Annotated in this window: 23 protein-coding genes, 2 pseudogenes and 1 riboswitch; of the genes and pseudogenes, 11 read left to right on the top strand and 14 right to left on the bottom strand. The window is 47.9% G+C overall.

Annotation, left to right across the window (positions count from 1 at the left end):
- Positions 1-134: 134 nt before the first annotated feature.
- Positions 135-1,244, bottom strand: coding sequence for a Gfo/Idh/MocA family protein (locus PDUR_RS01760; RefSeq protein ID WP_042204821.1), 1,110 nt, complete (start codon positions 1,242-1,244; stop codon positions 135-137).
- Positions 1,245-1,373: 129 nt separating this feature from the next.
- On the opposite strand from PDUR_RS01760, the gene PDUR_RS01755 reads away from it, so the two are divergent.
- Complete coding sequence (locus PDUR_RS01755) at positions 1,374-2,219, top strand: LysR family transcriptional regulator (protein ID WP_042204820.1); 846 nt, start codon at positions 1,374-1,376, stop codon at positions 2,217-2,219.
- A 76-nt stretch (positions 2,220-2,295) separates the two neighbouring features.
- On the opposite strand, the gene PDUR_RS01750 is transcribed toward PDUR_RS01755, so the two are convergent.
- Complete coding sequence (locus PDUR_RS01750; RefSeq protein ID WP_042204819.1) at positions 2,296-3,117, bottom strand: alpha/beta fold hydrolase; 822 nt, start codon at positions 3,115-3,117, stop codon at positions 2,296-2,298.
- Between the two features lie 164 nt (positions 3,118-3,281).
- Positions 3,282-4,293 (bottom strand): annotated as a pseudogene (locus PDUR_RS30245) (IS4 family transposase); the annotation flags it as partial.
- 250 nt (positions 4,294-4,543) lie between these two features.
- Here PDUR_RS30245 and PDUR_RS01740 point away from each other — a divergent pair.
- The 5 genes from PDUR_RS01740 to PDUR_RS30020 all read left to right on the top strand — a co-directional run bounded on the left by PDUR_RS01740 (position 4,544) and on the right by PDUR_RS30020 (position 6,574).
- The gene (locus PDUR_RS01740) at positions 4,544-5,038 is read left to right on the top strand and encodes a hypothetical protein (protein WP_052409924.1); all 495 of its coding nucleotides are present in this window, start codon (positions 4,544-4,546) and stop codon (positions 5,036-5,038) included.
- Between the two features lie 76 nt (positions 5,039-5,114).
- Positions 5,115-5,558 (top strand): hypothetical protein, encoded by a 444-nt coding sequence (locus PDUR_RS01735; protein WP_052409922.1) that lies wholly within the window; start codon positions 5,115-5,117, stop codon positions 5,556-5,558.
- A gap of 29 nt (positions 5,559-5,587) precedes the next feature.
- Entirely contained in the window at positions 5,588-6,145 is a 558-nt protein-coding gene (locus PDUR_RS01730) for a hypothetical protein (RefSeq protein ID WP_156130238.1), read from the top strand.
- Positions 6,120-6,365, top strand: coding sequence for a S8 family serine peptidase (locus PDUR_RS30025; RefSeq protein WP_052409921.1), 246 nt, complete (start codon positions 6,120-6,122; stop codon positions 6,363-6,365). Before PDUR_RS01730 ends, PDUR_RS30025 begins: the two co-directional genes overlap by 26 nt.
- Before the next feature lie 32 nt (positions 6,366-6,397).
- Positions 6,398-6,574: a S8 family serine peptidase gene (locus PDUR_RS30020; RefSeq protein ID WP_169744881.1), complete on the top strand. Its 177-nt coding sequence runs from the start codon at positions 6,398-6,400 to the stop codon at positions 6,572-6,574.
- Between the two features lie 40 nt (positions 6,575-6,614).
- On the opposite strand, the pseudogene PDUR_RS01720 reads toward PDUR_RS30020, so the two are convergent.
- A pseudogene (locus tag PDUR_RS01720) lies at positions 6,615-7,247 on the bottom strand (AAA family ATPase); the annotation flags it as partial.
- 398 nt (positions 7,248-7,645) lie between these two features.
- Here PDUR_RS01720 and PDUR_RS01710 point away from each other — a divergent pair.
- Entirely contained in the window at positions 7,646-8,341 is a 696-nt protein-coding gene (locus PDUR_RS01710; protein ID WP_042204815.1) for a hypothetical protein, read from the top strand.
- A gap of 450 nt (positions 8,342-8,791) precedes the next feature.
- Here PDUR_RS01710 and PDUR_RS01705 read toward each other — a convergent pair whose 3' ends face one another.
- The 4 genes from PDUR_RS01705 to PDUR_RS01690 form a co-directional block, all read right to left on the bottom strand.
- The gene (locus PDUR_RS01705; protein ID WP_042204813.1) at positions 8,792-10,048 is read right to left on the bottom strand and encodes an L-lactate MFS transporter; all 1,257 of its coding nucleotides are present in this window, start codon (positions 10,046-10,048) and stop codon (positions 8,792-8,794) included.
- 127 nt (positions 10,049-10,175) lie between these two features.
- A complete protein-coding gene (locus tag PDUR_RS01700; RefSeq protein WP_042204812.1) occupies positions 10,176-10,901 on the bottom strand; it encodes a LytR/AlgR family response regulator transcription factor in 726 nt (241 codons plus the stop codon).
- Positions 10,898-12,562 (bottom strand): sensor histidine kinase, encoded by a 1,665-nt coding sequence (locus PDUR_RS01695; protein WP_052409916.1) that lies wholly within the window; start codon positions 12,560-12,562, stop codon positions 10,898-10,900. The genes PDUR_RS01700 and PDUR_RS01695 overlap by 4 nt, the downstream gene beginning before the upstream one ends.
- Before the next feature lie 170 nt (positions 12,563-12,732).
- Positions 12,733-14,163, bottom strand: a complete 1,431-nt coding sequence (locus tag PDUR_RS01690; RefSeq protein WP_042204811.1) for an NAD(P)/FAD-dependent oxidoreductase — start codon at positions 14,161-14,163, stop codon at positions 12,733-12,735.
- A gap of 74 nt (positions 14,164-14,237) precedes the next feature.
- A riboswitch (purine riboswitch) is annotated at positions 14,238-14,337 on the bottom strand.
- A 209-nt stretch (positions 14,338-14,546) separates the two neighbouring features.
- Between PDUR_RS01690 and PDUR_RS01685 the strand changes: the two genes are divergently transcribed.
- Entirely contained in the window at positions 14,547-15,584 is a 1,038-nt protein-coding gene (locus tag PDUR_RS01685; RefSeq protein ID WP_169744879.1) for a GGDEF domain-containing protein, read from the top strand.
- 126 nt (positions 15,585-15,710) lie between these two features.
- Here the strand turns inward: PDUR_RS01685 and PDUR_RS26965 are convergent, their stop codons facing one another.
- Positions 15,711-18,827, bottom strand: a complete 3,117-nt coding sequence (locus PDUR_RS26965) for an EAL domain-containing protein (RefSeq protein ID WP_052409914.1) — start codon at positions 18,825-18,827, stop codon at positions 15,711-15,713.
- Between the two features lie 302 nt (positions 18,828-19,129).
- Between PDUR_RS26965 and PDUR_RS29075 the strand changes: the two genes are divergently transcribed.
- Complete coding sequence (locus PDUR_RS29075; protein WP_169733336.1) at positions 19,130-19,267, top strand: hypothetical protein; 138 nt, start codon at positions 19,130-19,132, stop codon at positions 19,265-19,267.
- Positions 19,268-19,392: 125 nt separating this feature from the next.
- On the opposite strand, the gene PDUR_RS01670 is transcribed toward PDUR_RS29075, so the two are convergent.
- Complete coding sequence (locus tag PDUR_RS01670) at positions 19,393-20,271, bottom strand: LysR family transcriptional regulator (RefSeq protein WP_042204807.1); 879 nt, start codon at positions 20,269-20,271, stop codon at positions 19,393-19,395.
- A 129-nt stretch (positions 20,272-20,400) separates the two neighbouring features.
- Here PDUR_RS01670 and PDUR_RS01665 point away from each other — a divergent pair, with 129 nt between their 5' ends.
- Positions 20,401-20,862 carry a rhodanese-like domain-containing protein gene (locus PDUR_RS01665; protein WP_042204806.1) on the top strand — a complete coding sequence of 154 codons (462 nt, stop codon included), beginning with the start codon at positions 20,401-20,403 and terminating at the stop codon, positions 20,860-20,862.
- A gap of 140 nt (positions 20,863-21,002) precedes the next feature.
- Here the strand turns inward: PDUR_RS01665 and PDUR_RS01660 are convergent, their stop codons facing one another.
- On the bottom strand, positions 21,003-22,256 hold the full coding sequence (locus PDUR_RS01660) for a chymotrypsin family serine protease (protein ID WP_042204805.1): 1,254 nt from the start codon (positions 22,254-22,256) through the stop codon (positions 21,003-21,005).
- A 454-nt stretch (positions 22,257-22,710) separates the two neighbouring features.
- Here PDUR_RS01660 and PDUR_RS30240 point away from each other — a divergent pair, with 454 nt between their 5' ends.
- Positions 22,711-23,136 (top strand): RNA polymerase sigma factor, encoded by a 426-nt coding sequence (locus PDUR_RS30240; protein ID WP_407944306.1) that lies wholly within the window; start codon positions 22,711-22,713, stop codon positions 23,134-23,136.
- Between the two features lie 689 nt (positions 23,137-23,825).
- On the opposite strand, the gene PDUR_RS01650 is transcribed toward PDUR_RS30240, so the two are convergent.
- The 3 genes from PDUR_RS01650 to PDUR_RS01640 all read right to left on the bottom strand — a co-directional run bounded on the left by PDUR_RS01650 (position 23,826) and on the right by PDUR_RS01640 (position 26,441).
- Positions 23,826-24,614: a formate/nitrite transporter family protein gene (locus tag PDUR_RS01650; protein WP_042204803.1), complete on the bottom strand. Its 789-nt coding sequence runs from the start codon at positions 24,612-24,614 to the stop codon at positions 23,826-23,828.
- Between the two features lie 437 nt (positions 24,615-25,051).
- Complete coding sequence (locus PDUR_RS01645; protein WP_042204802.1) at positions 25,052-25,798, bottom strand: TerC family protein; 747 nt, start codon at positions 25,796-25,798, stop codon at positions 25,052-25,054.
- A 49-nt stretch (positions 25,799-25,847) separates the two neighbouring features.
- Positions 25,848-26,441 (bottom strand): TerD family protein, encoded by a 594-nt coding sequence (locus tag PDUR_RS01640; protein ID WP_042204801.1) that lies wholly within the window; start codon positions 26,439-26,441, stop codon positions 25,848-25,850.
- Positions 26,442-26,495: the final 54 nt, after the last annotated feature.

The following is a 26,495-nucleotide window of genomic DNA, read 5'->3' as shown; positions in this document are numbered from 1 at the left end:
ACACTTGTCTGCTAAAATATCAAAAGTCCGCTAATATATTAAAAGCTTACTCCGGCTGAACAAGCCCAAAGCAAGCTTTTTTAAAATCCCATCATTCTGCATCCCGTCATTCTGCCATTCTGCGAAAACTTGGATCAGCTCAGCTTCTGCCGTTGTCCCGTTGTTGCTGCTTGCCTGATGGTATCCAACAGGCGATGGAGGCGAAGCGCATCATGAAAATTGGCTGACTGGTAGGTATGATCAAGAATGTCCCGGGCAAGTAGGATGTGAGCCTCTAGAACATTTTGCACGGGGGATCTGGTCTCCTTCTTCTCAGGGAGAACGGTCTTAAAGTCATCCATGCTGCTTGCCGCCGAGCTGCCCGGTGCATATACCGCCTGCTGGAGCTGCAAATTTCCAAACTGCACATGTCCCAAGGAATGCCGCTGACTGAGCCGGATGATCCCTTTCTCTCCCTGAATATCCATAGTGAACCCCGGATAGGCGCCTCCTTGAATATGAACGGAAACGGATGCTGCGCTGTTCAATGTGCCGTGAATCATAATCTGATCTGCTGTATTCTTGGCTGCTGGTTCTCCTGTATCCGTAAAAATGGCTTGTGAGTAGTTACTGTTCATTACTGCGGACAATTCCTTGAAATCCCCCAGCAAGTAGCACAGAACGTCCAGAGAATGGCCCCCGTTAATCGTGAGCAGCGTAGCGCCATTTTCCTCCATCAGGAGGTATGCACCCTTTCGATCCGTCACGCCGCCTTTGCCTTGAGTGGATACTTGCATGGTGCAGGATAGAATCCTGCCTATTTCGCCGCTGTCCATTCTCCGCTTTGCTTCAAGTACGGCATTGTCAAGCCGTGCCTGAAAACCGATCGCATGATGAATCCCGGCCTGATCGGCAAGCTCGGCCAATTCTTCAGCCTGACTGGCGGTAACGGCCAAAGGCCACTCACAATACACATGCTTTCCGGCCAGAATAGCGGTCTTGACCGCTTCATAATGGAAAGGAACCCGGATGCTCACTACAACCAATTCCACCTCAGAGGATTGGCTTAGCTCTTGATGTCCTGCAAAAGCAAGAGGGACATCCAAGACGTCAGCGCTCTGTAAGGCGCTCTCCATTTTGGAGGTGGCTATAGCGGTAATTTGATGCAAGGAGCTGCTGCTAAGCGCAGGAATATGTGTCTGGCTTGCCCATTGATGATTGAGCGAGCCGCCGATGATGCCCGTTCGAATACTTTCATTGCTCATGATAATTCCTCCATTTACGGGGGTGAAATGATTGTACAGAGCAAGTATACTGAACCTAAACCATTTAGAATAATGCTGATTTAGCATAGTAGTATCATTTTTTTTGATGAAAAAAGGAGAGAGAGAAGGTTGGACATTGACATTATCCGGGCTTTCGTTGCGGTAGCCGAATTAAAAAGCGTCTCTGCCGCCGCCGCCAGAATGAATCATCTTCAATCCAATATGACGGCCAAAATCAAAAAGCTGGAAGCACACTATCGGCAGCAATTATTTATACGCAGCGTAAGAGGGATGGAACTAACAGAGGAAGGAACGAAGCTGTACCGCCAGTACAAGAAGATGCTTATCCTTTGGGAAGAAACGGAGCAAGCGATGAATCGGCGAGAGGCCAAGCTTCGGCTCGGCACCATGCAATCCGTCATCAGCGGAGAGATCACTTCGGCGCTCACGAATCTATATGATAAATACCCCGATCTTTCAGTAACGCTAAAGACCGGAACAACGGAAAAAATGGAACAGGAACTGATTCAAGGCAATATCGATCTGGCTTATACCATTGGAAAGACTGCTGCCGCGCAGCTTGCTTACCGCAAAATTGGAACAGAAGAATTGGTCCTGATCGGCCGAAAGGCAGCGGAAGGCGTTAGTCTGGAGTACTGTCTGCACAAAGAAAACCGGATCATTCTGTCCGAAGACTGCTTGTACACTTCGATTCTGGAGCAAATGTATTCGGTTTATGGCTATCAGAAGGGCAATGCAATCGAGGTTGGCATGTTCGAGACACTGCTTCAATTTGCCGGATTGGGCATGGGAATTTCCGTGATTTCCAAGCGCATTGCGCAGCAGTATAAAGTTAAACATTATATGCAGCTTCCACCCGAGTACCGGTACATCGACAAATATATCGTTACCCGTCTAAACTATGAGCTGTCGCCACTGGAGAGGCAGTTTATCGAAACCAGTCATTTCTTGTAAAATGACCGGTTTCGACTTCCGCCATGCAGACTTCGAATTCGGATTTGTTGAGATCCGCACGAAAGCTCTCCGCCGGTTACTTTATCCCGTCTTCTTCCACCCTGTCCAGCCATTCCTGCATCAAGGCGTTGAACAGTTCCGGCTGCTCGATTTGCAGGTTATGGCCCGCCCGGTCCAGCACCGCAAATGAAGTCCTTGTATATTTATCCAGGATGGAAAAAGCATCGATGTAGCCCGTCATAGAATCCTGCCTTCCCGTGACAAAGAGTCCCGGTTTATGAAATTCGTCCTGATCCACCGGGAAAGAGAAGCCATACCGGGCTTTGATGGCAGCCAGAAAATCTTCGTCGGCCAACCGGATGCCGGATAATATCTCTTCGTTGTAGCGATTCCAGGTATATTCGTCAAGGACGACTCCGATTGAACGGAAATCGTCCCGCTGTTCCTTTGTAAGCTTCTCCACAAAATTGACGTCCGTATAAACAGCGGAATGTGCGGGAAGCTTCCTGTCCTCTTTTTCCGGTATAATCATCGGACAAATCAAAGCTGCGCCATCCACTTGCTCCGGTCGACCCGCAATGATTCCCCTGACGATATAACCGCCATAAGATTCCCCCGCGAGACAATAGGTCTCATCCGGAAGCACGGTATCCAGAAATGACAGCACCGTTTCGAGCATCTCGTCCGAGCTGCCGATATCCTGATAATGGCGTGACTTCCCCATTCCCGGCAGATCGATGTACAACCGTCTCCAGCCTTTTCTCTCCCTAAATACAGGCTCCATACAACCGCTCATCAGCCGATGGTCGGGACTGAAACCGTGGATCATCACTATAGGTCTGCCTTCGCCCCAATCTTCATAATATAACTCCGCTTTCCCGGTTTGACAGTATGGCATATTTCGCTCCCTCCCCTTTCCAGACCCTATTATCTTACCACTATATCCCTGATATCGAAAGTATGTTCGCATATAAAAAGAAACGGCTGCGTCATCCTCGCAGGAGTAGGGCATCCGTTTCTCGTAGAAATATAATGCCAATTATAGGCGTGAAACTTATAGACTCAACTTTCGCAGTCTAAAAGCGGCAGATAAGCCTTGATATAACTGGGCAAACCGGAGATCCAGTGCTGGAGTTGACTTCGGATCAGGGTAGAGAGCGTCTTCCCTGCCTGAGTCGCGATTTCGTTCAGCAGTTCCACGAGTTGAGTCAAGGAAACGACCCAGTCCAGGGTGCTGACTTCATCGCAAAGTAAACAATCCGCCGAGCGTGCGTTGGTTCGTACTTTGCCAATGCCGCCATACTAGCAGAATATAGCGGGAAAAGACAATCGTCGTATGGCTAATGAGCAAATCGTAGGAGCGGCTCTGGAACTCTTTTTGCAGGCGCAGCAAGGATTTGACGCATTTAAAGAAGACCTCAATGTCCCAGCGAAGGCCATAGGTTCCAATGATTTCGGCAGCGGTGAGGGTCCGGTCGGTCGAAGGATCGCGAGCCACTCCTTCTTTTTAGAGCGATTGCGGATGAACACCACCGCAATCGGAATTCCAGGAGCAAGTTCCGTGCGGATCTGGCGCAAAACATGGCGGTTTGGGCTTTCGAGTAGGCAAGCAGCGGCGTACAGTTCCTTCAGGTTTAACCGTTTGTCTTGCACGAGATACCGCTTATTGTCGTTCTTCACTATGCCAATAACTTGCAAGCCGCGCCCGAGCAAATCCTGAATGAGTGGGGCATGGGTGAACCAACTGTCCATTAAGACATATTCGGCCACGGTCCCGGAGGAAAGCGCCCGGTCCAGCTGCTCTGGGATGACGCGCGGAGCTGGAAGCAGCGCTTCCTTGCGGCGCTTATAACCGCAGGAACGTTTGTCTACGCCAATCATCCACAATGAACACGGCCCGGCGCTGATTCGAGGTCAACTTGGCCACACGCCGCACTGTATCGCTGCTGAGCGAGGACAGAAATCTCCGCCAGGCATAGCCGCTGTGATTCAGAAAACGGTAAACGGCGTCTTTTCCGGGGAACGATTCACGTTTTGCGCTTTCCAGCAAATGAGTTATTGATATTATGTGGAAATGATTTTTAATAGGAGAAAACTTGGGGGGCTATCTTTAAAAAGTCATCGCAGATGGCTTTCGTGATAGCTTTTTTTGTCTCCGTCTTTATTCGACAATCAAACGTATTTGACCTACATCAATCAACTATCAAAGTATGCAAAAAAAACAGTAAATTATTACCTTAAAATCAATTTTAAGGGGTGATATAGTGGTAGATGTTATGGGAATTTATTCCATTATACATTACTCATTTTTAGGAGGGTTCTAATTGTTCAAGAAATCACTAATGCTCGCTGCACTGACCGCTGTACTATCTTTTAGTACGGTACTACCCGCTACACAAGCTTTTGCTGCAAAACCTACCACTGCTACTGCTACCGAAACAAAAGATACTACTGAAAAGGTGGAGGCCACTGAAACAATAGTAACTGATGGACAGGTGGAGGCCTCTGGAAAATGGGGATGGTTGGTTAGAGGTGCCCTTGCTGTAATTAAGGGTGCTATTAAATATGGTGGTGAAGCACTCGAGTATGTTGTAAAATGGCTTGATGCAGATACTGCTAAGTATCTTTCTAACAACACCACCAAAATTGCTAGTGGTATCGACAATGCGATAGCCAAATTCGACGAGTTGGGGGAATATGCTACAGGAACGATCAGAACCATCGTGCTTGATGGCCTTCGCCTTGCAGGTGTTCCTGATACTTACGGCGTAGGTATTGCTGACGCAATTGCTATGACAGTTGACTGGCTTCTACTGTAATTTAAATCTAAAATTTGGGGGAAGCTATATGTTCCTCCCTCTTTATTTAAATCCTAAACTTGAAAGAGTGAATTGAATGATGGAACAACGAATTGCGGAGTTAATTGAACTAGTTAGAAAGCAAAGTAATCAAATTCTCGAGATGCAACAGAAAATAATTTCATTGGAAGACAGGGTATTACGTCTGTCTATCTGTAAAAGCTCCAATGGAAACTATCCTTACTACGACTTTATTTTGTCATACGGCATCACACCTGACCAACAAACTCGGATCAACAGATTGTTTATGGCATTATCCGAAAGGCTCGCTGGCAATACACTACCCTTTGGTCTCAAGGAAGAGAGCTATTCCACTGACTTTTTGTTTAGTGACAAACCAATCCAATTGGATGATGTAAAAAATGCTATCACAAACATCTGGCCTGTCACAGATGATGATCTGCCATTGTCTTTGGTAAAAGCAATGAAAGAGCAAGGAATACAGATTCAGATTTGTGATTACCTACTTTCCCAAGCGTAAATAGCTATTCATTTCGATATGGATTGGTTGTGACGGTTTATGAGAAAAATCGGTCTTCTCGTTTTTATATGTTTCGTGGTTACATCTTTTACTTTGACAGAGAATCTACATCAGCACAAGGGGCTAAAACAAGATACTTAATTTCATTTCAAACTTCAATTGATCACAATCTAATTAATACTTTGGAAGGTAAGATAGTAAGAGAGTATCAGTATATGCCTGTTGTAGTGGTGGAGATTTCTGAGAGCAAGGCTTTAAAATTAAACGAATATTCCCAAATAGAATTTTACGAACCCGACCTCAAAATCAAAGCTGCACCTGAAATCGAAGCTCTTGCTGAACCTAGCCTAAGCTCTGAAGGGATAGACCTCTCCCTGTTGCAATCAGAACAGGAAATTCCTTGGGGAATTGAAAAAGTAAATGCGTTGAAAGTACAGGAGAAAGGTTCTACCGGCAAAGGGATTAAGATTGGAATAGTTGATTCTGGAATTGATTATACACATGACGATCTACTGGTGTTCGGTGGTATAAGTTTCGTACAAGGAAGCCCTGATTATATTGATGACTACGGACAGCAAAACACTTAAGAAAGCTGTGAAAGAAGCTTACAAAAAAGGCCTATTACTGGTATCAGCTGCAGGAAATAGTGGATTCAACGAAGGCGATACCATTGCTTACCCAGCCGCCTATAAAGAGGTTATTGCCGTAGGAGCAATAAACAGTAGAAATGAACGAACATTTTATTCAAGCTCAGGAAAAGACCTAGAATTGATGGCCCCTGGAGCAAGTATTTATAGCAATCACTGAATAACCAATACTCGATGAGCCTAGGCACCTCAATGGCCTCATCGCATGTGGCAGGCGTAGCCGCTCTGATTTGGCAGGCTAAACCTTATCTTGAAAACAAAGACATACGTGAGATTTTGGATAAGACCGCTACTGAAATGGGTGAAGAAAAACTGTATGGACATGGGCTTGTTGATGCATTGAAGGCCTTAAATTTCATTGGGAAATAGAAAATGCAGAAATACAAAGGGACCGATAACCGTCGGTCCTTTAATCATCAAATAAATGCCTAAGTACAATCTGCTGATTCTCTAAAAACCTTCGGGTAATCTGATAATGATCTGTGTCTTCATAAGCAATCTGTGATATAGGGTTACTATCAAAATTTATGATCTGGGCGTTTGGGTAACCCATTAAAATAGGTGAATGAGTTGCTATAATAAATTGTGACGAATCGGATAGATCCTTAATTATCCGAAGCAGTGACAATTGTCTTGCCGGTGAAAGTGCTGCTTCTGGCTCATCTAACAAATATATCCCCTTGTCTTTGAATCTGTGTTTGAACAAACTTAGAAATGACTCGCCGGGAGACTGGCTGTGAAGTGAACGACCACCATACGAATTATGTCCCCCTATGTGGTCATTGTGTGTAGCGAATTCATAAAAAGACTCTGCTCTCAAAAAAAAGCCCGTAGTTATTTTAGGGAACCAGGATAATCTCACGAAATTCCCAAGCGCAGCTTCAGACGACTCTACACAATAGGTAATGTTTCTTCCCCCACCTGCTGTGTTAAACCCGCATTGATAAGCAATCGCTTCTAGTAGTGTAGATTTACCTGAACCATTTTCACCTACAAAAAAAGTAACATTAATTGAGAAATCTATGGGTTCCATCCTCTTTATTAAGCTATCGATCATCTTAGCGCTTTAATTGTTCTAATAAGGTTTCATGCGTGTACCAGTAAAAAGCAGCCTGGCAGGAAACAGGCTGCTTTTCGAGTTTAATCCTTTCGGGATTTAAATATCAAATTCGTGATTGTACCTACCACTATGCTGAAAATCAATGCATAGATCAAAAGCTTAACAATTACAGGGAAATAATCGTCAGTCTTGACTATGTTGACGGCACCTATAAGCGAAATCAAGATAAATACAATAATATAATCCATAATTCTAAATTTAAACATTCTAGTCCTCACCCCCTTTAAAAAATTTCCATTTATTTCATGGATATGGATCGTCTTCAATGATAAGATTATATATATTTTAAAAATATTTCAATTATTGGGAGGAAGATGTTTTTGAAGAAGTATCTGGTTAGTAGTATAGTCGCTGCTGCACTTATGTTTTCTCTTGGTACTTCTGCTTTTGCTGCAAATGGCAATGAGAGCGCTACAAAGAATCCAAATTTAGAACTGGGCAAAAAAGTTCAAAACGTTCAAGAACTTGAAAAGATTAAAAACCTTGACGCCAACAACTTGGAAAAGATCGCAGAAGTCTTAGATAATATTGAAGTAAGTAAAGATAACCCTGTTGTAAGGCATGAATTTGAAGATGGTAGTGCAATTGTGGTTAGTATAAATGTTACCCCGACGTTGACTTCTAAAGACCAATCTTTGGTAACTACCAGTTCGGTCCCAACTAATACACCATATACAGCCAGTGTAACGATGAGTGGTGAAAGTGTTATTACCGGAGGAAATATGTGGGTTTATACTCTTAACCAGACATATAAAACAGATGGTTCCAAAATTACATGGCATGAAGCTTCTCCTTATGGCACATTCGATAAAGTATGGTATAGTCTCTGGGGGGTCGATAGTGAAACCCTCAGTGTAACAGATAATCCCGGTTACCCCGGTGGAATTTGGGCAACCGGAACTGTCAAGCTTAGCTGGGACATTTGGGAAGGAAGCAATATTCAACCTATCAATATCAAGTTGACCCTTAGCATTAAAGGGGATGGAACATACACGGGATACACCGCAAGGCTATAACATGTTATGATCCCAAAAGCCATTTTTTGATTTTTAGTCCCTCACATTATATTTGTAATTGTATCCAAAAAATGACCTCATCTTCCACTTTACCGTGGATTTTGAGGTCATTTTTTGGTTATTCCCCCTATGATACGAGCACTTTTGGGTTGGCCCCTTTGAGCTATTAATATTCTCTGCCTGTTTCTTTACCTTTCAGAGTTTCTTTTCTTGTTCCCCATTGATTCATTCTCCAAACCTCCCGTTAACAGCCGCAGATTATACAATGTATCTGATTACAATAACATGTTCCCGCACGAAAAAAGACCGTTCCCGTCAGGTCTGATAGACCCTCAAGGAACAGTCTCTTTACATGTTTGCCGCCCTTTTTCTATTCTTTTAGGAGATTATTGAAATCTAGTTTGGGCGGTCTTGCCGAGTTCCGACATCACTTGAAACTTACTGCTGCCTTTAGGAGATCCGTCCGTACGCGGTGCGGCGGGATATCTCCGTACTCCGTTTGCGTTCCTTGCGTGCTCCAATCGGCGGTTTCAGGGATACGGCGATCACGCAGGCAATCGCGCACAGCACCCCAATGGTGACGAAGGTCGGTTTGAATCCGCCAAGGAAGGCGGCGATGATCGAGCCGGACAATGCCCCAAGGCCAAAGCCTTGATAGATGATGCCATAATTCTTGCTGTGGTTCTTCAGGCCGAAGAAGTCGCTGGCAATAGCCGGGAAGACGGTAATATTGCCGCCGAAGCAGAAAGCGATAGCGGCCACACAGGCGAAGAACAGTCCGAAGTTCAGATGCGCGAAGCTCAGAGTCAGCGCGGCGACGGCGGTAATGGCCATTGTTACGCCAACCAGCTTCAGGCGGCTCACTTTGTCAGACAGCGCCCCGAGGATAAGGCGTCCCGCCGTGTTGAAGATAGCGATCATCGCCACCGCGTTGGCCGCGGTCTGCACATCAAGTCCTGCCAGCTTCACGCCGATATCCTTAACGATACCAATCAAATAAAGGCCGCTCATGCAGGCGGTAAAGAAAATGACAAACAGCAGATAGGCTTGCTTGGTACGCAGCATTTCACCGACCGTATAATCCTTGACTCCGTTTCCGGCATCGGCCGCCGAGGGAGACGGGGAAGCTTTGACAACCGAAGCCTCACGCACAAGCAGAGAGCCAATGACAACCATTGCCATGACGATCATGCCCCAGTACAGAAACGTACGGGAGACTCCGACCGAGCCGATCAGGTGGGCGTTCACATATTTGAAGACCAGGCTTCCTGTTCCGTAAGCGCCGACTGAGACTCCCGAAATAAGTCCTTTGCGGTTAGGGAACCATTTAATCAGGTTCGACAGCGAAGTGATGTAAGCCGTTCCGTCCGCATACCCGGCAATGACCCCTGCCAGTAGGTAAAGCATAGGCAGCGAGCTTGCCTGCGAGCTGAACATTAGACCGAGACCGAGCATAACTCCAGCCACCGCTGTCAGGCGGCGAAGCCCGATTTTATCCTGAAGCTTACCCGCGAAGAGTGTCGCGAATGCTAGCGCAAAGCTCGTTATAGAAAAGGTAGTGGATACCGAGCTTAGCTGCCAGCCAAATTTGGTCACGAGAGGCTGGTTGAACAAGCTCCATGTATAAATGGTACCCAGTCCCATCTGCATAATGATTGTTCCCAGTACAATGAGGAAGCGGTTGTTTGCTTTAGTTCCTACCGACATGGTCATTTCCTTCTTTCATCCGTTATTGCCGCGTTCATGAGCGCCTTTTGCCTCTTTATTGTAACTCGCTTGCAACAATGCGGATCAAATACGGAACGAAATGACGGAAAGAAGGAATGAACTGCCTCTACAGCCGCATAATCTGCCTGAATTCTTTAACCTTGCTCCGGCTGACAGGTACCTCGAAGTCGAGATCGCGCAGCCTCAGCAGATACGTGTTATTGAACCAGGGAATGATTTCCTTGATTTTGGACAGGTTGACGACAAAAGACCGGTGGCAGCGGAAAAAACGTTCCTGCGGCAGCCGGCCGTGAAACTCGCTGATGCTGACTCCCATGGAGTATTCTTCGCTTCGCGTAAAGACGCTCGTCGTCTTCTCTTGGGCTGAGGCATAGTAAATGTCATCGGCGTCGACCACGATAATTTTTTCATTTTTCCACAAATTGATCTTGTTGCTGACCGGACTTCGCTCCTCTTCCCCGCCGGGTCGCTGCGCAAAGGCCGCTTCCAGCTTGCCCAGCATTCCCTTAATCCTTGTTTCGCTGTACGGCTTCAGGATGTAATCGAATGCCTCGATCTCGAACGCTTCGGCTGCATGCTCCTTATAGGCGGTGATGAACACAATATAGGGCTTCACGGAAAATCTGCTGATATTCTGGGCCAGCAACACGCCGTCCACAGAAGGAATATTGATATCAAGAAACAGCACATCGACTTCCTGGGTCTGCAAAAATTTCAGCGCGTCCAGACCATCCTCGAACTGAGCGACGATCTCGATGCCGCTGTTCGCCTGGATCAGATAGGCAAGCTCCTGTCTGGCCAGCTCTTCATCTTCTACGATTATCGCTTTCATCGGCTCTCCTTTTTGACATCAAAAGTAATATCCGTCCCTTTATCCAGCCTCGTAATCTTCAGTCCCTCGCCGTAGATCAGCTTCACCCGCTGATGCACGTTGAACAGTCCGATCTTGTTCTCCGGCATGCTGCCATCATACACCTTCTGTATCGTCTCTTCGCCGATGCCAACCCCAGTGTCACGGATGCCGATCCTCACGCAATCCCCCCGGTCCTTGACCGAAATCACCACCGTTCCCGCGCCCCGGCCTTTTAGTATGCCATGTACAATCGCATTTTCCACCAAGGGCTGGATAATCAGGCTCGGGATGCGCACTTCCGTCTCGTCGTCGATATCGTAGAGTACCTTAAGGCGTCTTCCGAAGCGCGCTTTCTCGATCTCCACATAATGCCGGACCTGCTGAAGCTCCTTGCGGATATCGATGAAATCGTCCGTCAGCTCCAGATTGTACCGCATATAACCCGACAGATTAATGATAAGCTCCCTGGCCTTGTCCGGATCAATTCGGATAGAAGAAACGATGGCGTTCAGCGCGTTGAACAGAAAATGAGGATTAATGCGGGTCTGCAGCGCCTTCAGCTCCGCCTTGTTCGCCATCTCCTTGATGTCTTCCACCCGCGAGACCTCCATCAGCGTAGAGATCATCTGCGACAGGCCGATGGCCATCGCCTGCAGGGAATACGTAATTTTGTGGGCTTTCGTATAATAAATTTTGAGCGCGCCGGTAACGATGCCCTTTTCCTTGAGCGGAATGATGATGAGCGATTTGATGTGCTGATTATTGTAGTCGGTATCATTATCACGGATCGTAATCTCCCCGCTGGACAACGTGATCTTCGTTTCCTCGCTGATAATCTCGTTCTTCTCGGCGTAATACTCTTCACCGATGCCGACGTAGGCGCGAATCCACCGGGTATCCGTAATCGCGACCGCATCCGCGCCGATGTCTTCCTTGATAATCGTGCATATTTTGCGTAGAGACTGCGGATTGATGCTCCGAAAATAGGGAAGCGTCTTGTTCGCAATATCCAGCGCTAACTTGGACTGCCTTGCGGCGATCCGCTCCTTCTCTCCTTCCACGCTCTGAACGAGCATGACGATGAGTCCAACGCTGACCTGGCTCACAATCATCGGAAAGGCAATCTTCGATACGATCTCTACGCCAAGCGACGCCGGTTGCGCCATGACGAGAATCAGCAGCATCGTCAGCGCTTCGCAGCCCATGCCTGCCAGAATTCCGGCCTGCCAGCGGCGCTCGACGGATGTGCGCCGGTAGATGATCCCCGAGACGATACCGGTTATGATGCTAGTAATCAGACAGGGCACCGAGGTGACGCCGCCGATATCGATCAGAAACCGGTGAACGCCGGAGATCAGGCCGGTAATCAGCCCTACCCAGGGTCCGAACAGAATGCCGCCGGCCATGATCGCCACGATCCGCACATTGACGAGAGAGCCTTCCACCTTAATTCCGCTGTACGTGCTGAATATGGCGAACAGGCTGAAAATGACGGTTGCAATAAACAGCTCCTGCCGAGTGTAGGCCCTTTTTTGAAAAATCTCCTTGAAGCGCGGCACCCGGGTCAATACAAACAGAGTCATAAGCAGCAGCGCCGCGCGTTCCAGCAGCTGCAGCAGGATGACGAACGTATACTGCATCGCTTTCTTGCCCCCATAATTAAAATATATCGGTCATTATAGACAGATGAACCATGAAATGTCCACGAAAAAAAGGAAAGCCACCAGCTCCTTACTAATTGAGGAGAACAAGCAGCTTCCCTTGATTGTTAATTGAGAGACCTGTTGATCCGCGCGTGCGGCTCAAACGGCTAGGCCCGGTCAAGCATGCCCCGTGCCACCCAAATCCCCGCCGCGCCCGCCTGGGCCAGCCCGCGCGTGATGCCCGCGCCATCTCCGCCGCAGTAGAGGCCGGAAATTTCCGTCTCGAACGTCTCCGTAAGCTTCGGACGGGCCGAATAGAATTTGGCTTCCACTCCGTAGAAGAGTGTATGCTCGGAAGCGATGCCTGGCGTTACCTTTTCCAGCGCCTCGACCATTTCGATGAGACTCTTCATCGTATTGTAAGGCAGCACAAGTCCAAGGTCGCCCGGAACCGCCTCTTTAAGCGTAGGCTCGACGAAACCTTCGGCGATTCTCGTCCCGGTGGAACGGCGTCCCCGCAAAATATCCCCGTATTTCTGCACGATCACTCCGCCGCTCGACAGGTCATTCGCCCGTTTGCAAATTTCGCGCGCATATTCATTGGGCTTATCGAATGGCTCGGTGAATTTATGGGAAACGAGCAGCGCAAAGTTGGTATTGACGGAACCGAGCGCAGGGTCCTTGTACGAGTGTCCGTTCGCAGCCATAACCCCGCTGTGGTTCTCCACGACAACATGTCCGGAAGGATTGCTGCAGAATGTGCGGACCCGGGTTCCGACCGAGGTATTAAAAATGAATTTGCCTTCATAGAGATGCTCGTTGATCTCCTGCATCACGACATCCGAGGTCTCCACCCGAACGCCGACATCCACTTGGTTATTGTACATCTTCAGCCGATGCTTCTTCAGCACATCCGTAAGCCAGGCGGAACCGTCGCGTCCCGGAGCGACCATGGCTAGTTCCGTCTCGTAAGTCTCCCCGTTCTTCAGAGTAACGCCCGTAACCCGGTGTGTGCCGTTATCATTAACCGTCTCAATGTCCTGCACTTCCGTCTTGAACATCATATCAATCCGGGTGCGTAAATATTCGTAAATCGACTTCAGGATTTCCAGGTTCTGCTCTGTTCCAAGATGCCGCACCTGCGCCCGCAGCAGCTTGAGTCCGGCTGCATACCCGCGCTGCTCAATGCGGCGGATCGGGTCGGTTGTAGGATCGGTGATCGTCTCCGTCGCTCCATGCTCCAAATTAATGGCATCGACATAGCGGATCAGCTCCAACACTTTGGAGGGAGGCAGATAATCCGTCATCCATCCCCCGAATTCCGTCGTAATATTGAACTTTCCGTCGCTGTACGCCCCCGCCCCTCCAAAGCCTGCGGTAATGGAACAGGCCGGCAGACATCCGGCAAATTCCTTGCGTCCCGCAGCGGGCGGACAGAACTGAATCTTCTCCTCCATAATCGGGCAGCTTCGCTTATAGATGTCATGTCCCTTGTCTATCAACAGCACTTTCCAATGCGGGGCCTTCCGGGTCAGCTCATAACAGGTAAAAATACCGGCAGGGCCGGCGCCAACGACGATTACATCATATTTACTCATCTGTTCCTCCAGAAATCGAATTTATCCATGCAAAGTAAGGTCGGCAAAACAAAAATCCCGGCCGGTGTCAGGGTAGGCCAAAGGCACCCATCCGTAGCCAGGAATTTACGGTTCCCTGTAGAAACCCCCAAACCTTATCTTTGAGGATATACGAACAGCAGGAAATATTTTTGAAGCCAATAGAATTTTATCGAAAATAAACGAATATGTCAATTCAAATATTAAATATTATTCGTGTTTTAAAGAGTGATTCGCATTAATTTTAAGATTTTTGTAATAAATATAGATAAAATCCGAACATTTCAGCCACTCCATCGGAAGGGAGGAAAATGGGGATTTCTGTCGAATATATAGGCATCGCGACTGGAAATGAGGATCACCTTATGTTTAATTCTTTGTATACTCCTCGTCAATTAAATTGGAACCGTGTACTGCTGAATGCCTTCTGGATTATGCTCCTGGTCCATTTATTAAATCAAATGCTTAACTCCCATAGCTTGCTGCCCGATTTAATGATTTTGGGTGTCATTCTTCTGCTTGAGTGCATTTATAAATGGAAGACTGTGCTTAGCGAAATCTCTATCACCATTGGAAGCTACTTTATTTCCAGCCTGATCATTGCGTTTCTTTCGGAGAATATTCATGTAAAACCGTTCTTCCTGCTCCTCCCGCTTCTGGTATCTATGATCTATCTGGAGACCCTGTACCTGATTCTGTCATCGACAGCTGCCCTGCTGTATACCGCAGTGGTGTTCGGGAGAAGAGTTGGCAACGAAGACATGCGGATTGAAATGATTCTGACAATAAGCATTATTGTGGCAACCTTGCTGACAGGGCTTGCCGTAATCCGCCGGGGACGGGACTTGATCCGCTCGCTGGAAAGCTCGGAGAAATCGGAGCAGGATCTGCGTATCCAGAATATTATTATGGACCGTCTGTCCAAGATCGACCCGCTGACGGATCTGTACAATCACAAGACCTTTCACGAATATTTTGGCTGGCTGATCGAACACCAGGAGTCGAATCCTTTTCCGATGCAGCTGGCCATACTCGATATCGATAATTTTAAAAAGGTCAACGATACCTACGGGCATTCGGTAGGGGATATTGCGCTTAAGCAGGTGGCCGCTACAATACTTAAGCATATCGGTGCCGATGACTTTGCCGCCCGCTACGGGGGCGAAGAGTTCGTCGTCATTCTGACCGCCAAGCCGCTTGAGGCCGCCCATGAAATCATGGAACGGGTCAGGACAAGCATCGCCGGTCTGCCTATTGCCGAAATGGAAGGGAAATCGGTAACGGTAAGCATCGGCATGCATGATTTTCAGGGTTCCGGCTCCAAAAGCCTCGTCTTCCAGAAGGCGGACGACGCTCTGTACGAGGCCAAGAAGACGGGAAAGAACCGAATTGTCATTTTATAATGGCAGGCAAACAGCGAAAGGGATGTCCGCACCAGCTTGAGGCTGGACTGGACATCCCTAATTTTTTACAGAATATGAATGACTAAAGGCTTGCTCCCGCTTGCAACATTCCGCATTAAGCCCGGCCTAATCAAGCTTATGGCGCCGCAGCAGTTCCTCCGTGTTCCGCTGCGAGAGCGGTCTGCTGAACAGGTAGCCCTGCACCTTGTCGCATCCGGCCTCCTCAAGAATGACCAGCTGGCTGCTGTCTTCCACGCCTTCCGCCACGACCTCCAGCCCCATTTCATGACCCAGCGACACCATCGTCCGGATAAACGACTGGCTGTATGAATCATCCGACAGCTGATCAATAAAGACCTTATCCATCTTGAGTGTAGTAATCGGCAGCTGCTGGAGGTAGCTAAGCGATGAATAACCCGTTCCGAAGTCGTCAAGCGCGATGCGGATGCCCTGCATTTTTAAATACTCCAGCTTGCCGACGATCCGCTCGAACGATTCGATGAAGACCGTCTCCGTAATCTCCAGTTCAAGGCACCCGGGGGAGATTCCGCTTTCGGACAGGACATTCAGCACAGTTTGGATAAAATCGTCCTGCAGCAGTTGAATAACCGAGATATTGACCGCAATTTTACAGCAATTATTGTTCTGCCGGCACAACCCCGACATGAACTGGCAGGCCTTCCGGAGCACCCATTCCCCGATAGGGATAATCAGCCGGGAATCTTCAGCAATCTTGATGAACGACAGAGGCGAGACGAAGCCGAGATCGGGGCTGTTCCAGCGGATCAGTGCTTCGAAGCCGGAGATAGCGCCTGTACGGAGATCGACCTGCGGCTGGTAGAACAGTTCAAACTCTTCATTGTCCAGCGCGCTGCGCAGATGCTTCTCGATCATCATCCGCTCGTTAAACTCGGTGTGCATCCCCCTGTCGTATACGGCATAAACGCCTTTACCCGCTTCTTTGGCACGGTACATCGCTACATCCGCATTTTTGAGAATTTCCTCTGTCGTATTTCCGTCTTTCGGGTAGAAGGATATCCCGATGCTGGCGGAGACATAAACGCTGCTCTCACCGATCTCGAACGGCCTCCTGAACTCGGAGAGCAGCTGTTCCGCCAACGCCAGCACTTCCTTATGCTCTTCAATATCTTTTAAGAAGATGACAAATTCATCGCCGCCCAATCTTGAGAGCATGCTGCCGCCACGGACAATGATCGACTGCAGTCTTTCGCTGACCTGGCAGATGAGAATATCGCCGAACTTATGTCCCATCGTATCATTGATGTATTTGAAATTATCCGTATCCACGAACAGCAGTGCAGCACTGCGGCCGGGGAGCTGGAAGTACTTCTCCATCGTCTCCAGCAGACATAGACGGTTGGGCAAATGGCTCAAAGAATCGAAATAGGCGAGATGATGCATCTTTCTCTGATTCTCCAGCAGAGTATCATACTGGTCTACAAGCTCCTGCTGCGTTGCCGCAAGCTGCTCATAGGTCGCTTCAAGCTCCTGATAGCTGCCGCTAAGCTTCAGCTCCATTTGTTTCCGGTTGCTTATGTCAATCAGGGAACCAAGGAACAGCTGGATTCCTTTCCGCTTGTCGTAAGTCGCCTTGCCTCTGACTTCAAACCAGAAGTAATGCCCGTCCTTGGTCCGCATCCGGTATTCACTTTCGTACACCGGCGTCAGACCCGCCAAATGCTCCTCCCGGGCCTTTCTTGCCCGCTCCCGGTCATCGGGATGGATCAAATTAAGCACCGCTTCCACAGAAAGATCCATATCCTCTTGTTTATAGCCCATGACCTCATACCAGCGTTCTGATACCCAATGCCACTGCTTCTCGGAATCGTATTCCCACAAAAAGGCGCCGGAGGCTTCCACAGCCAGGCGGAATCTTTGCTCGCTGTAGCTTAACTTGCCGTTCTGATCCTGCAGTTTCTCCTTTGCGGCCGCCAGCTCCAAATGAGTGGCTTCCAGCTTCCTATAACTGGACTGAAGCTCCAGTTCATTCCGCTTGGACTCGTCGATATCTATGCCGATCAGTACAAAAGCTTTTGAATTGCTGCCCTCAAGTCCCTTAATCAGCGTCGTCCGAAACGTAAAGTATCGTCCCTTGGAAACTCCGTCCGGGATCTGAAATTCCACATGACTGACAAAATCCTGCGAGGCCGCCCGGCACAGCAGCTCCTTCATCCTGTTTCCGCCGGGCACTTTCACCTCAACATCCTCCAGGCTTTTTCCGATGATTTCCTTTTCCTTAAGGCCGATGACTTTTTCACCGTACTTGTTCAGACGCAGAACCGTCCTGTCCTCATAAACCGCCCAGACCAAAACGCCCGTATGCTCGATCATATCCTCGAAAAACTGCTGCTCGGCCTGAATAATCCGGCGCAAATGATTAATATACATTCTGAGAAGGAAAGCGCCTACGGCCAGCAGACAGCACCCGATGACGATCCAGGCGATGGTCTTTAGTTGCAGCCTGTTGCGGTAATCTTCGGAATGCTTGAAAAAATACTGCTGGTACAGCTCCTCAAACGCCCCGCTCCGCTTTAACTGCTTCAGACGGTCATTAATATAAGGCACAAGCTCCGGTGAAGTTTTACTGATTCCGTAAGCCACGTCAGCCGGATAAAGATTTCTCATTTTATGTATGATGCTGCCGGTCAATCCTTCTTCCACAATCAGATAATCTACGACCGCCTGGTTCTCGAACAGGAGATCAATATCGCCCCTGCGCAGAGCGTCTAATGCTTCCGCAACCGTCGGATAAACCGTATAGCCGGAAACCCCCAGCCTCTGCTGGAGGATGCCTTCGGTATACTGCCCCTCGCCTACGCCGACTTTATAATTGCCCAAGTGTTCCGGACCGATATCATCCTTTAAATCCTGCCGGGCGTACACGGAAATACGGATCTTCATGACAGGACTTGAAAAGAGAACATCCTCTTTCCGCTCCTCGGTTACAGCCATCATTCCCGCTGTGTCAATCTCTCCGTCACGAAGCTGCCGGTATACCCTGCTCCATGAGTCGCTGCCGTACTGAACCAGGTAGTCCTGCTTCCCGAAAATCATATTGGTGAGATCAATGTCAAAGCCGGTCAAATATTCATTCTGTATGTATTTGTAGGGAGGATAGTCCAGTTCCGCCTTGTAGACGACATGTTTTTTTGCAGCGTAAGCGGCATCCGGCAAAAGGATAAACAGAATAAAAAACAGGAGAATGACTTTGAACCGCCTCATACAATTTCTCCTTTTCGAATACTTATTAACTATATAAGATCTTTCGACAAATATTGGGATATATCCTGCTTACATCAATATAAAACACCCGTTCCCAGCGTATCTATCAGCCCTCATACCCATTTTAAATATTCCTTCTCTTGTCACATTGCTTAAAATTGTAACATTTAAAAGTGAGATATCTCACTTTTCATATTGATTTTTCGACGTAGTATGTGGATAATAACAATAATGGTTTTGGTGATAATGATTATCATTATTAAAGACTATTGTTAAATTTATTTTAAGGAGACTGAATGCTTATGAACGCAGCCGCTGCCCGGACGTCACTGAAGGTTGATGATTACCTGGATCTGTTTAATCTTGCCGTCAAGGTAGGAGATTTGAAATGGCAAAAAGAAATCAAATCCCGCCTGCAGTTCATAACGTGCAAGAACTGATGACATACACTTGAACAGCCGCATACCGAATTGCCGGAATGCGGCTTTTTTGATCTTTCTGCTTGCGCTGCCGTATCCCTGCATCACCCGCATGCTCGTATCTCCAAGGGCTTAGCTTTGTTACTCTACCCGCCTGCCTGCATCATTTCGATAAATCGCTTGAAGGAAGCGGACAGCCAGCGGTCTTTGCGGTATATCAGCTGGATGAAGAAGCCTTTGCCGCCGTCTTCCGACACTGGAATCGCCCTTAGCTCCCCCCGCCGCAATTCTTCCAAGACCGTATAGCCCGGAAGAAAAGCAACGCCCCATTCATGCTTGACGGCCTGCTTGATCCCCTCCAGGTTGCCGAACTCCAGCTCCACTCTCGGCGTCATTCCCAAACCTCTCATTTTTTGCAGCAAAAAATTCCGGTACGTACACGTATCCTCGGTCAGAACGAGCGGCTCGGCGGCAAGCATGGACAACTCTGCCGAACCATGGCCCGCGAGCGGGTGTCCGGGATGGACGATGATGAACAGTTCCTCCGGCTGCAAAGCCAAGACTTGAAGCTCATCCGATGCATAGGGCATGTCAAAAATCAGGCCGAAATCGGCGGATTTATTCCGTACGGCGGCAATAATGTCAGTTTCAGAGCCTGGCAGGACACGGATGCGGATATCCGGATACTGCTTACGGTACTGATGCAGCCGCTGCGGCAAAAAATAGGCGGCAAGCGTCTCAATCGAACCGATCGCCAGCTCTCCCGTCTGCCCTTCGGCGATGACCTCCTTCGCTTCCTCGCTCAGCGCCAGCATTTGGCGGGCATAACGGAGCAGCGTTCTGCCGGCAAAGGTCGGGGCCATCCCCCTCCCCGAACGCTCCAGCAGCTTCGCCCCATACATTTCCTCCAGCTTGGCGATCTGAGCCGTGACGCTGGACTGCGCGTACCCCAGGTTTTCCGCCGCCCGTGTATGGCTGCCGCTGGCGGCAACCTCGCAAAAGGTACGCAAATAGGTAAGCTCCATCCCGCATCTCTCCTATTTAAATATCATTTATTTCGATAGTTGTTATCCAATACTATAGATAACTGCAATGACCAAATCAAGCTAAAATAAAGAAAACAGCCATATCACCATTTCAAGGAGGATGACAGCATGAATTTCAAGCCCAAATCGCAGGTGCTGGCCGCCCCGGCTGCCTCCCCTGACGAAGCCACGGCCTATTTTGCCGCAAAAGGAAGGTTTGAGACCGATGTGGCCGACGTTGCTTACGATATCCGCGAAGGAATCCAAAGCTTTATTCTGGTTGATGTCCGCGATGCCCGCTCCTATGAAGAAGCGCATCTGCCCGGCGCCGTTTCTCTCCCCTCGGGACATCTTGGCAGCGGTGGACTTGCGGCGCTTCCGCAGGACAAAGTACTGGTCCTGTACTGCTGGGGTCCGGCCTGCAACGGAGCTACCAAAGCGGCCGCCCGGCTGGCCGCGCAGGGCTACCGGGTCAAAGAGATGCTCGGCGGCATCGAGTATTGGCGGCGGGAAGGCGGCCCGCTGGAAGGCACACTTCGGGAGGAAGCGCCGCTCTGCTGGCATATGCCGCCAATGCCGCCGCAGGTTTAAATCCGGTCTTCTCGACCTAATATAAAGGTTAGATAGCGCCCATGCCGGGCGTACCAAAAAAGCAGCCGCATGAGTCGCATGAGGGCTGCTTTATTGGTGGCAATTATTTTAAAACAGAACCATAAATGATTGATTTGGGTCTAATAAGTATTATCAGTATAAACTCCAGACAGACCTAAGCCATCAAAGACATAACTATATTTGGAAAAAACTTCACCTACCGGGGTCCCGCCAGAAGTATAACTTCCTTTATAGATGCCTTCTACGCGAGCATAATTCTTTACCCCATTATTTGCGATCGAATAGACCAAACCTCCACTATCACCAGGAGTAAGTCCGCCATATTCTGTTCTCACTAAATGCATAGTGACTCCAGGAAGACTTAAATCACTATCTAATATTTTTAAAAGAGGAGTGCCAGTACCGCCTAAAGATGTTGCATGAATTTTCACGTAATTACCCACTTGGCGATACTGTCCGGAATAATCAGTAGTACCAATGGTCATTGTACTTCCATTAAGATATACACTTGGATTAAGTCCAGAATTATATGTAACATACCCTGCATCATAACTCGAAGCCGAACTACTATTCGCGTTTGACATTGAGCCAATGGAAATAACTCCATCGGACAAATCATAGTACGTTCCGTTTAAGCAATGTCCTGCTGTAACACCCACATCATTGCCGTTGGCTCTTCCATTGAAACCAAGACTGCAATTTCCCCATATAGATCCATCAATGTATCTTTCAATCTGTTCACCTGGGTATAAATTATAGGCATTATTTTTAATTTCTATATCGCCAACAATCCAGTTAATTAGGTCTTCGTCTAAATATTTCAAAATCTCCTTCTTTTTGCTATCCAAATTCTCCTGCGTAATATAAACATTGACTTTATTCTGTTCGTTATCAATTCCGACGCCTTCAAGGTTTAAAGACTCTGCAGCTTTTAAAATTTTTTCCTTTCCCTTGTAAAGTTCATCCTCGGAGTATTTCACATATTTGAATTTCAGTTTATCTTTCCGTTTGCTTTTTTCCTTTAATAAAGTTTCAAGGTTATTAGAGTTGACTTTGCTAGTTAAGAGTATCACATTACTTCCATTTTTTTCAGTATATGCACCGGCATAAGAATCTTTAAAATGGGCAGTCATATATTCTTGCAATTGAACACGATCATCTTGTAATTGGGAAAACTCCTTGTCCTCGGATTCCTGAGATATCGCTACCGCGTTAACTGGAGCAGGGCCCGGGTCAATGGGTATGTCAAAATTTGAATTTGGAACAGGGTCCGGTATTCCCATACCCCCAAGATCTTTCGCAAAAGCAGAGACAGATAAAAGCATAATTGAAATGGTAAGAATTGTAGCCATTGAGAGCAACTTTCTTTTCATTCTTAGAAAACTCCTTGTGACATTTTTTTCAGGGTATTCCTGGGCGTAGCAAGATCACGACTTTGCATTTTAAAAAGAAACGAATGGACACCAACCGCTCTCCTCATCTGCGCTTCTAGAGGCCGGAGGCTGGTAGATAAGAGCAGACAGAAAGTGATTCCCGGTCTGGGCATATTAAAGTGATAGCAAATCTACAACACGAAAGCATTCCCTTCACACCCTAACCATAAAAATCAACCGTAATGTTTAAATCATAGGACATCAGTCTCCTTGTTTTAGGTTTAGCGAGGCCCTGTTCCCCATGTGGAGAGGAACAAATTTTCTCGTATGCAAATCTGGCTGTCTATCTCTCATAACCTATCGAACACATATAATCTGACGGTATGTTCTAAAATTTTTGTTCGAGAGAATACTTAAGTCATTCTGTATATTTCCAATTTTATTGTATAATTAAATAAAAATCAATAAATTCCATTATGTTCTGCTGCGCGGCCCATTTCACAGCCTGGATGCCGACACACAAAAGTGGGCTTACCACTCCTTTTATCGGTTCGTATATAACTGCGTATTCTTTATGACGAATGCCCGGATGCTTACCGAAGATATTATCCAGGAAGCGTTTCTCAAAGCTACGGCTAAAGGCCCTAGTCGGCGTTCGGATATCAATATTCCGAGTTGGACTAGAATAACCGCGCGAAACACCGCAATTGTCAGCATTTCCTGCGTTAATATAGTTGAAGCCATTCTAAACGAAACGAGTGTTGCAAGCGAAGTCGAAACCAGGGAAAAAGGCAAGCTGCTTCATCAGACGACTAACGAACTCCACTCTGATTATCAGACCGTGCTGCTGCTGTTTTACATAGACTGTAAATTCTATTGAGATATTTAAAAGGAACTGAATGATCAAGACCGTATTCAAATGGTCACAATAAACAGCGCTCCAAAAACCTATACCTATGTTTCCACGCTGTTAGGCGAAGTCAAACAGAATGTCGTCAAATATTCCTCTAGCCATTCCGAAAATCCGGTTATCACAGAAGCCAAGGCTAGCCCTCGCTGATAGCCCATCCGAAACAAACGACGCCGGAGGATGCAACCGTTAAACTGGTTTCTTTTTCCTGATTTCGCGTTTTTCCCTATTTCCATCTACTTCCATATGAATGGGTTGTGAAGATGAGTACTCCGGGCAAACTAAAGATGATTGCCATATTATTTCAGGATGTTCGTTTAACGACGCGAATAATAAGCCACTGTTTCTGAAGTAAAAGCACCTGTAGAGGTCATAATTAATCAGCCTTTTACTGTCACGGGTCTGCTTTGGAATAAAGACAAGCATACAGTGCAGTTGGAACATTGGACATGCAAAGTTTAGGGTGCAAACTAAACGGAAAGTGGCAGGGTATCGAATTAACATCAGACCCTGCTCTAATAAGTGCAAAATAAATGATGAGAACATCCCCGGAGTTTTTCCTCGCTGATAAATAGATGCCTCTATGCTGGATGCAACCGAAGCTCTTTCTTGTTATGGAAACCCGCAGCATGCAGACCGCGAGCTTCCCGTCCCTATTTTTAATGCGCTTCATCGTCCAGGAAAGGCTTGTTCACATAATAATACATGACGCCCATCAGCACGCCGCCGCCAATCAAATTGCCGAGGGTAACCGGAACCAGGTTGTGTACGACACCGGCCCACGAGATCGTTCCGGGGTGATCCAGCACAAGCGCAATCGCGAACGTACACATATTGGCAATACTGTGCTCATAGCCCGAAATAAAGAAGCAGAACACAAACAATACCATAGCAAACAATTTGGCGCCGTCAGCCTTCATCGACAGCGGCACGAAAAAGGCGAGACAGACGAGCCAGTTACATAGAATCGCCCGCCAGAACAGCTGGATTGCCGGGGCTTCCATTTTGTGAGCAACGACATTCAGGAGGAACCCGTTTACATTCGAGTCATAGAATAGACCGGTCAAATAAATGAGCAGCGCAAACGCCGTTGCTCCAAGAATATTTCCGATGTAGCTCCACACCCACATCCGTCCGACATCCGTCCACTGCATCTTCTTGCGAAGCGCCGCATAGGTGTAATAGAACGTATCGCCGGTAAACAGGTCGCCCCCTCCATAAGAAATAAGGATGATAGCAGCTCCGAATGTGACGGCGGCCATAGGATAGGTCATTGGAGAATGCTCCATGTAAAAAAAGTTTCCGGTCTTAAATGCCACGATAACCCCGAACCCGATAAACATACTGGCCAGCATCGCGCGGGCAATGTAGCGGAATATACTGTTGCGGTATACTTTTTGCTTCTTGAGCGCCAACTGCTCGACTTTTAAGAGTGCTTCATTCTCCATAGTTCCTCCGTGGGTTGTCGTATTTTCAGCAGCCTTTGGGATAACGCGAGCTTCGGACTTATTATACCCAATTAAACCGCAAAAAACCGCTTGAAACAACAATCCGCGAAGGTTGGCGAAAAATCTCTATTGCTAGGGATTCCTGTCATTATTGAGCTCGGCGATACCATCCGCTTTCTTACTGCTTGCTGCCACAAGAAGCAAGAGAATCAGGACTCCCAGGATCATTAGACAGCCCCCTTCCCCGTAATAGCCGCGCCCTGTGGCAATGTATGTGCGGGAGAGAGGGATTATGATTGCAGCGGCAAAAAAGACCTGCCGATCAAATCGGACAGGCCTAGCGATTATTCAATAAGAGAGGGTTGTCCCGGTTTAGAAAACTGCCCAGCCCATGGTCCGCCGCTTTCAGCGCCTGACGCTGCCCGGTAGTCGACGGTTTAATGGCGAACTTCGTTCTCCGCTTCACGTTGTTTACGTCCGGAGCTGTACAGAATCGTTCCAACAAAGACCGAGATGATGACGGCAAAGAAGATAACATGGGGCATTTCGTATCCGAAAGCGCCGGCCATCATTTTACCGGCAATAATGGCAATCAGCAGGAAAGCCATCTGCTCCAGTTCAGGGAATTTCTCGATCAGCTTCAGGAAGATCTGTGCCACGCCGCGCATCATCAGCACGCCCAGAATACCGCCCATGAACAGCACCCATACTTCGCTGCTTAGGCCGAAGGCGGCAATGACGCTGTCGATACTGAAGGCAATGTCCATCAGCTCGACGAGCAGCACCGTTCTCCAGAAGGAGGCTCCCTTATTCTCTACCTTTTCGTTCCCGCCGCCCTTGAAGATTCCTTTATAGGCGATGTAGAAGAGATAGAGGGCGCCAAGAACCTTAACCAATGTGAACTTGATCAGATAAGTGCCTAGACCGATGGCCAAGAACCGGAATAGATAAGCTCCCAGAATCCCGTAAAAGAGCGCCTTCTTCTGCTGCTCTTTAGGCAAATGCTTAACCATTACGGCAAGCACGAGCGCGTTATCCGCCGAGAGCAGTCCTTCTAGCAGGACCAGACTTGCGATAATGCCCCAGCTTACGGGGTCCGACAGCGTAGCGATTACATCATGCCATGAGAAAAAATGGCCATAGCTGTCGCTCATGCTCCTAAAAAAATTTGATAACCCTTCCATCTTCACTTGCCTCCGGTAAAATCATATTATTATTTATTCTCGTCCCAGGTTATACATACCGCTCGGCCAACTGGCTGATATGCGCCGCGTGGCTGCCTTCGCCGATCGCCGCAAACTTCCATTCCGATTCGTGCCTGTACAGCTCTCCGCTGATCAGAGCGGTGAACCCGGAGTAGTTGTCCGACAGGTTATATTTCACCAGCTCGGCTCCGCCCGAAGCATTCTTCACACGGATATACGCCGACTTAATCATGCCGAAATCCTGTCCGCGGAGCACGGCGTCGTAGATGTTGACGACAACCAGTATCCGATGCACATCGAACGGGACAGCGTCCAGGTTCACCCTGATTTGCTCATCATCCCCGTCATCATCGCCTGTCAGATTATCGCCGGAATGAACGACCGAATTACAGGAGCTCTGCATGTTATGGAAGCAGACCAGATTGGTCTTCTTCGTCAATTTCCCGTCAGCATTCAGCAGCAGGGCCGAGGCGTCGCAGTCGATATTGGCCTTCTGCCTGGAGCCGAACAACTCCTCGTTCTCTGCAGGGTCCCAGCCCAAACCAACGATCACGTTCTTCAGACCCGAATTGCCTTTGGTCAGATCAATGTTCTGGCCCTTTGCCAAATGAATTCCAGCCAAGCGTGATCCCTCACTTTCAAAAAATGCATATACAAAGTCATACGCTTAGAAATT

The sequence above is a fragment of the Paenibacillus durus genome, from assembly GCF_000756615.1.
In the GTDB taxonomy this organism is placed as follows: Bacteria; Bacillota; Bacilli; order Paenibacillales; family Paenibacillaceae; genus Paenibacillus_AQ; species Paenibacillus_AQ durus.
This window is presented reverse-complemented; position numbering and strand designations above follow the sequence as displayed.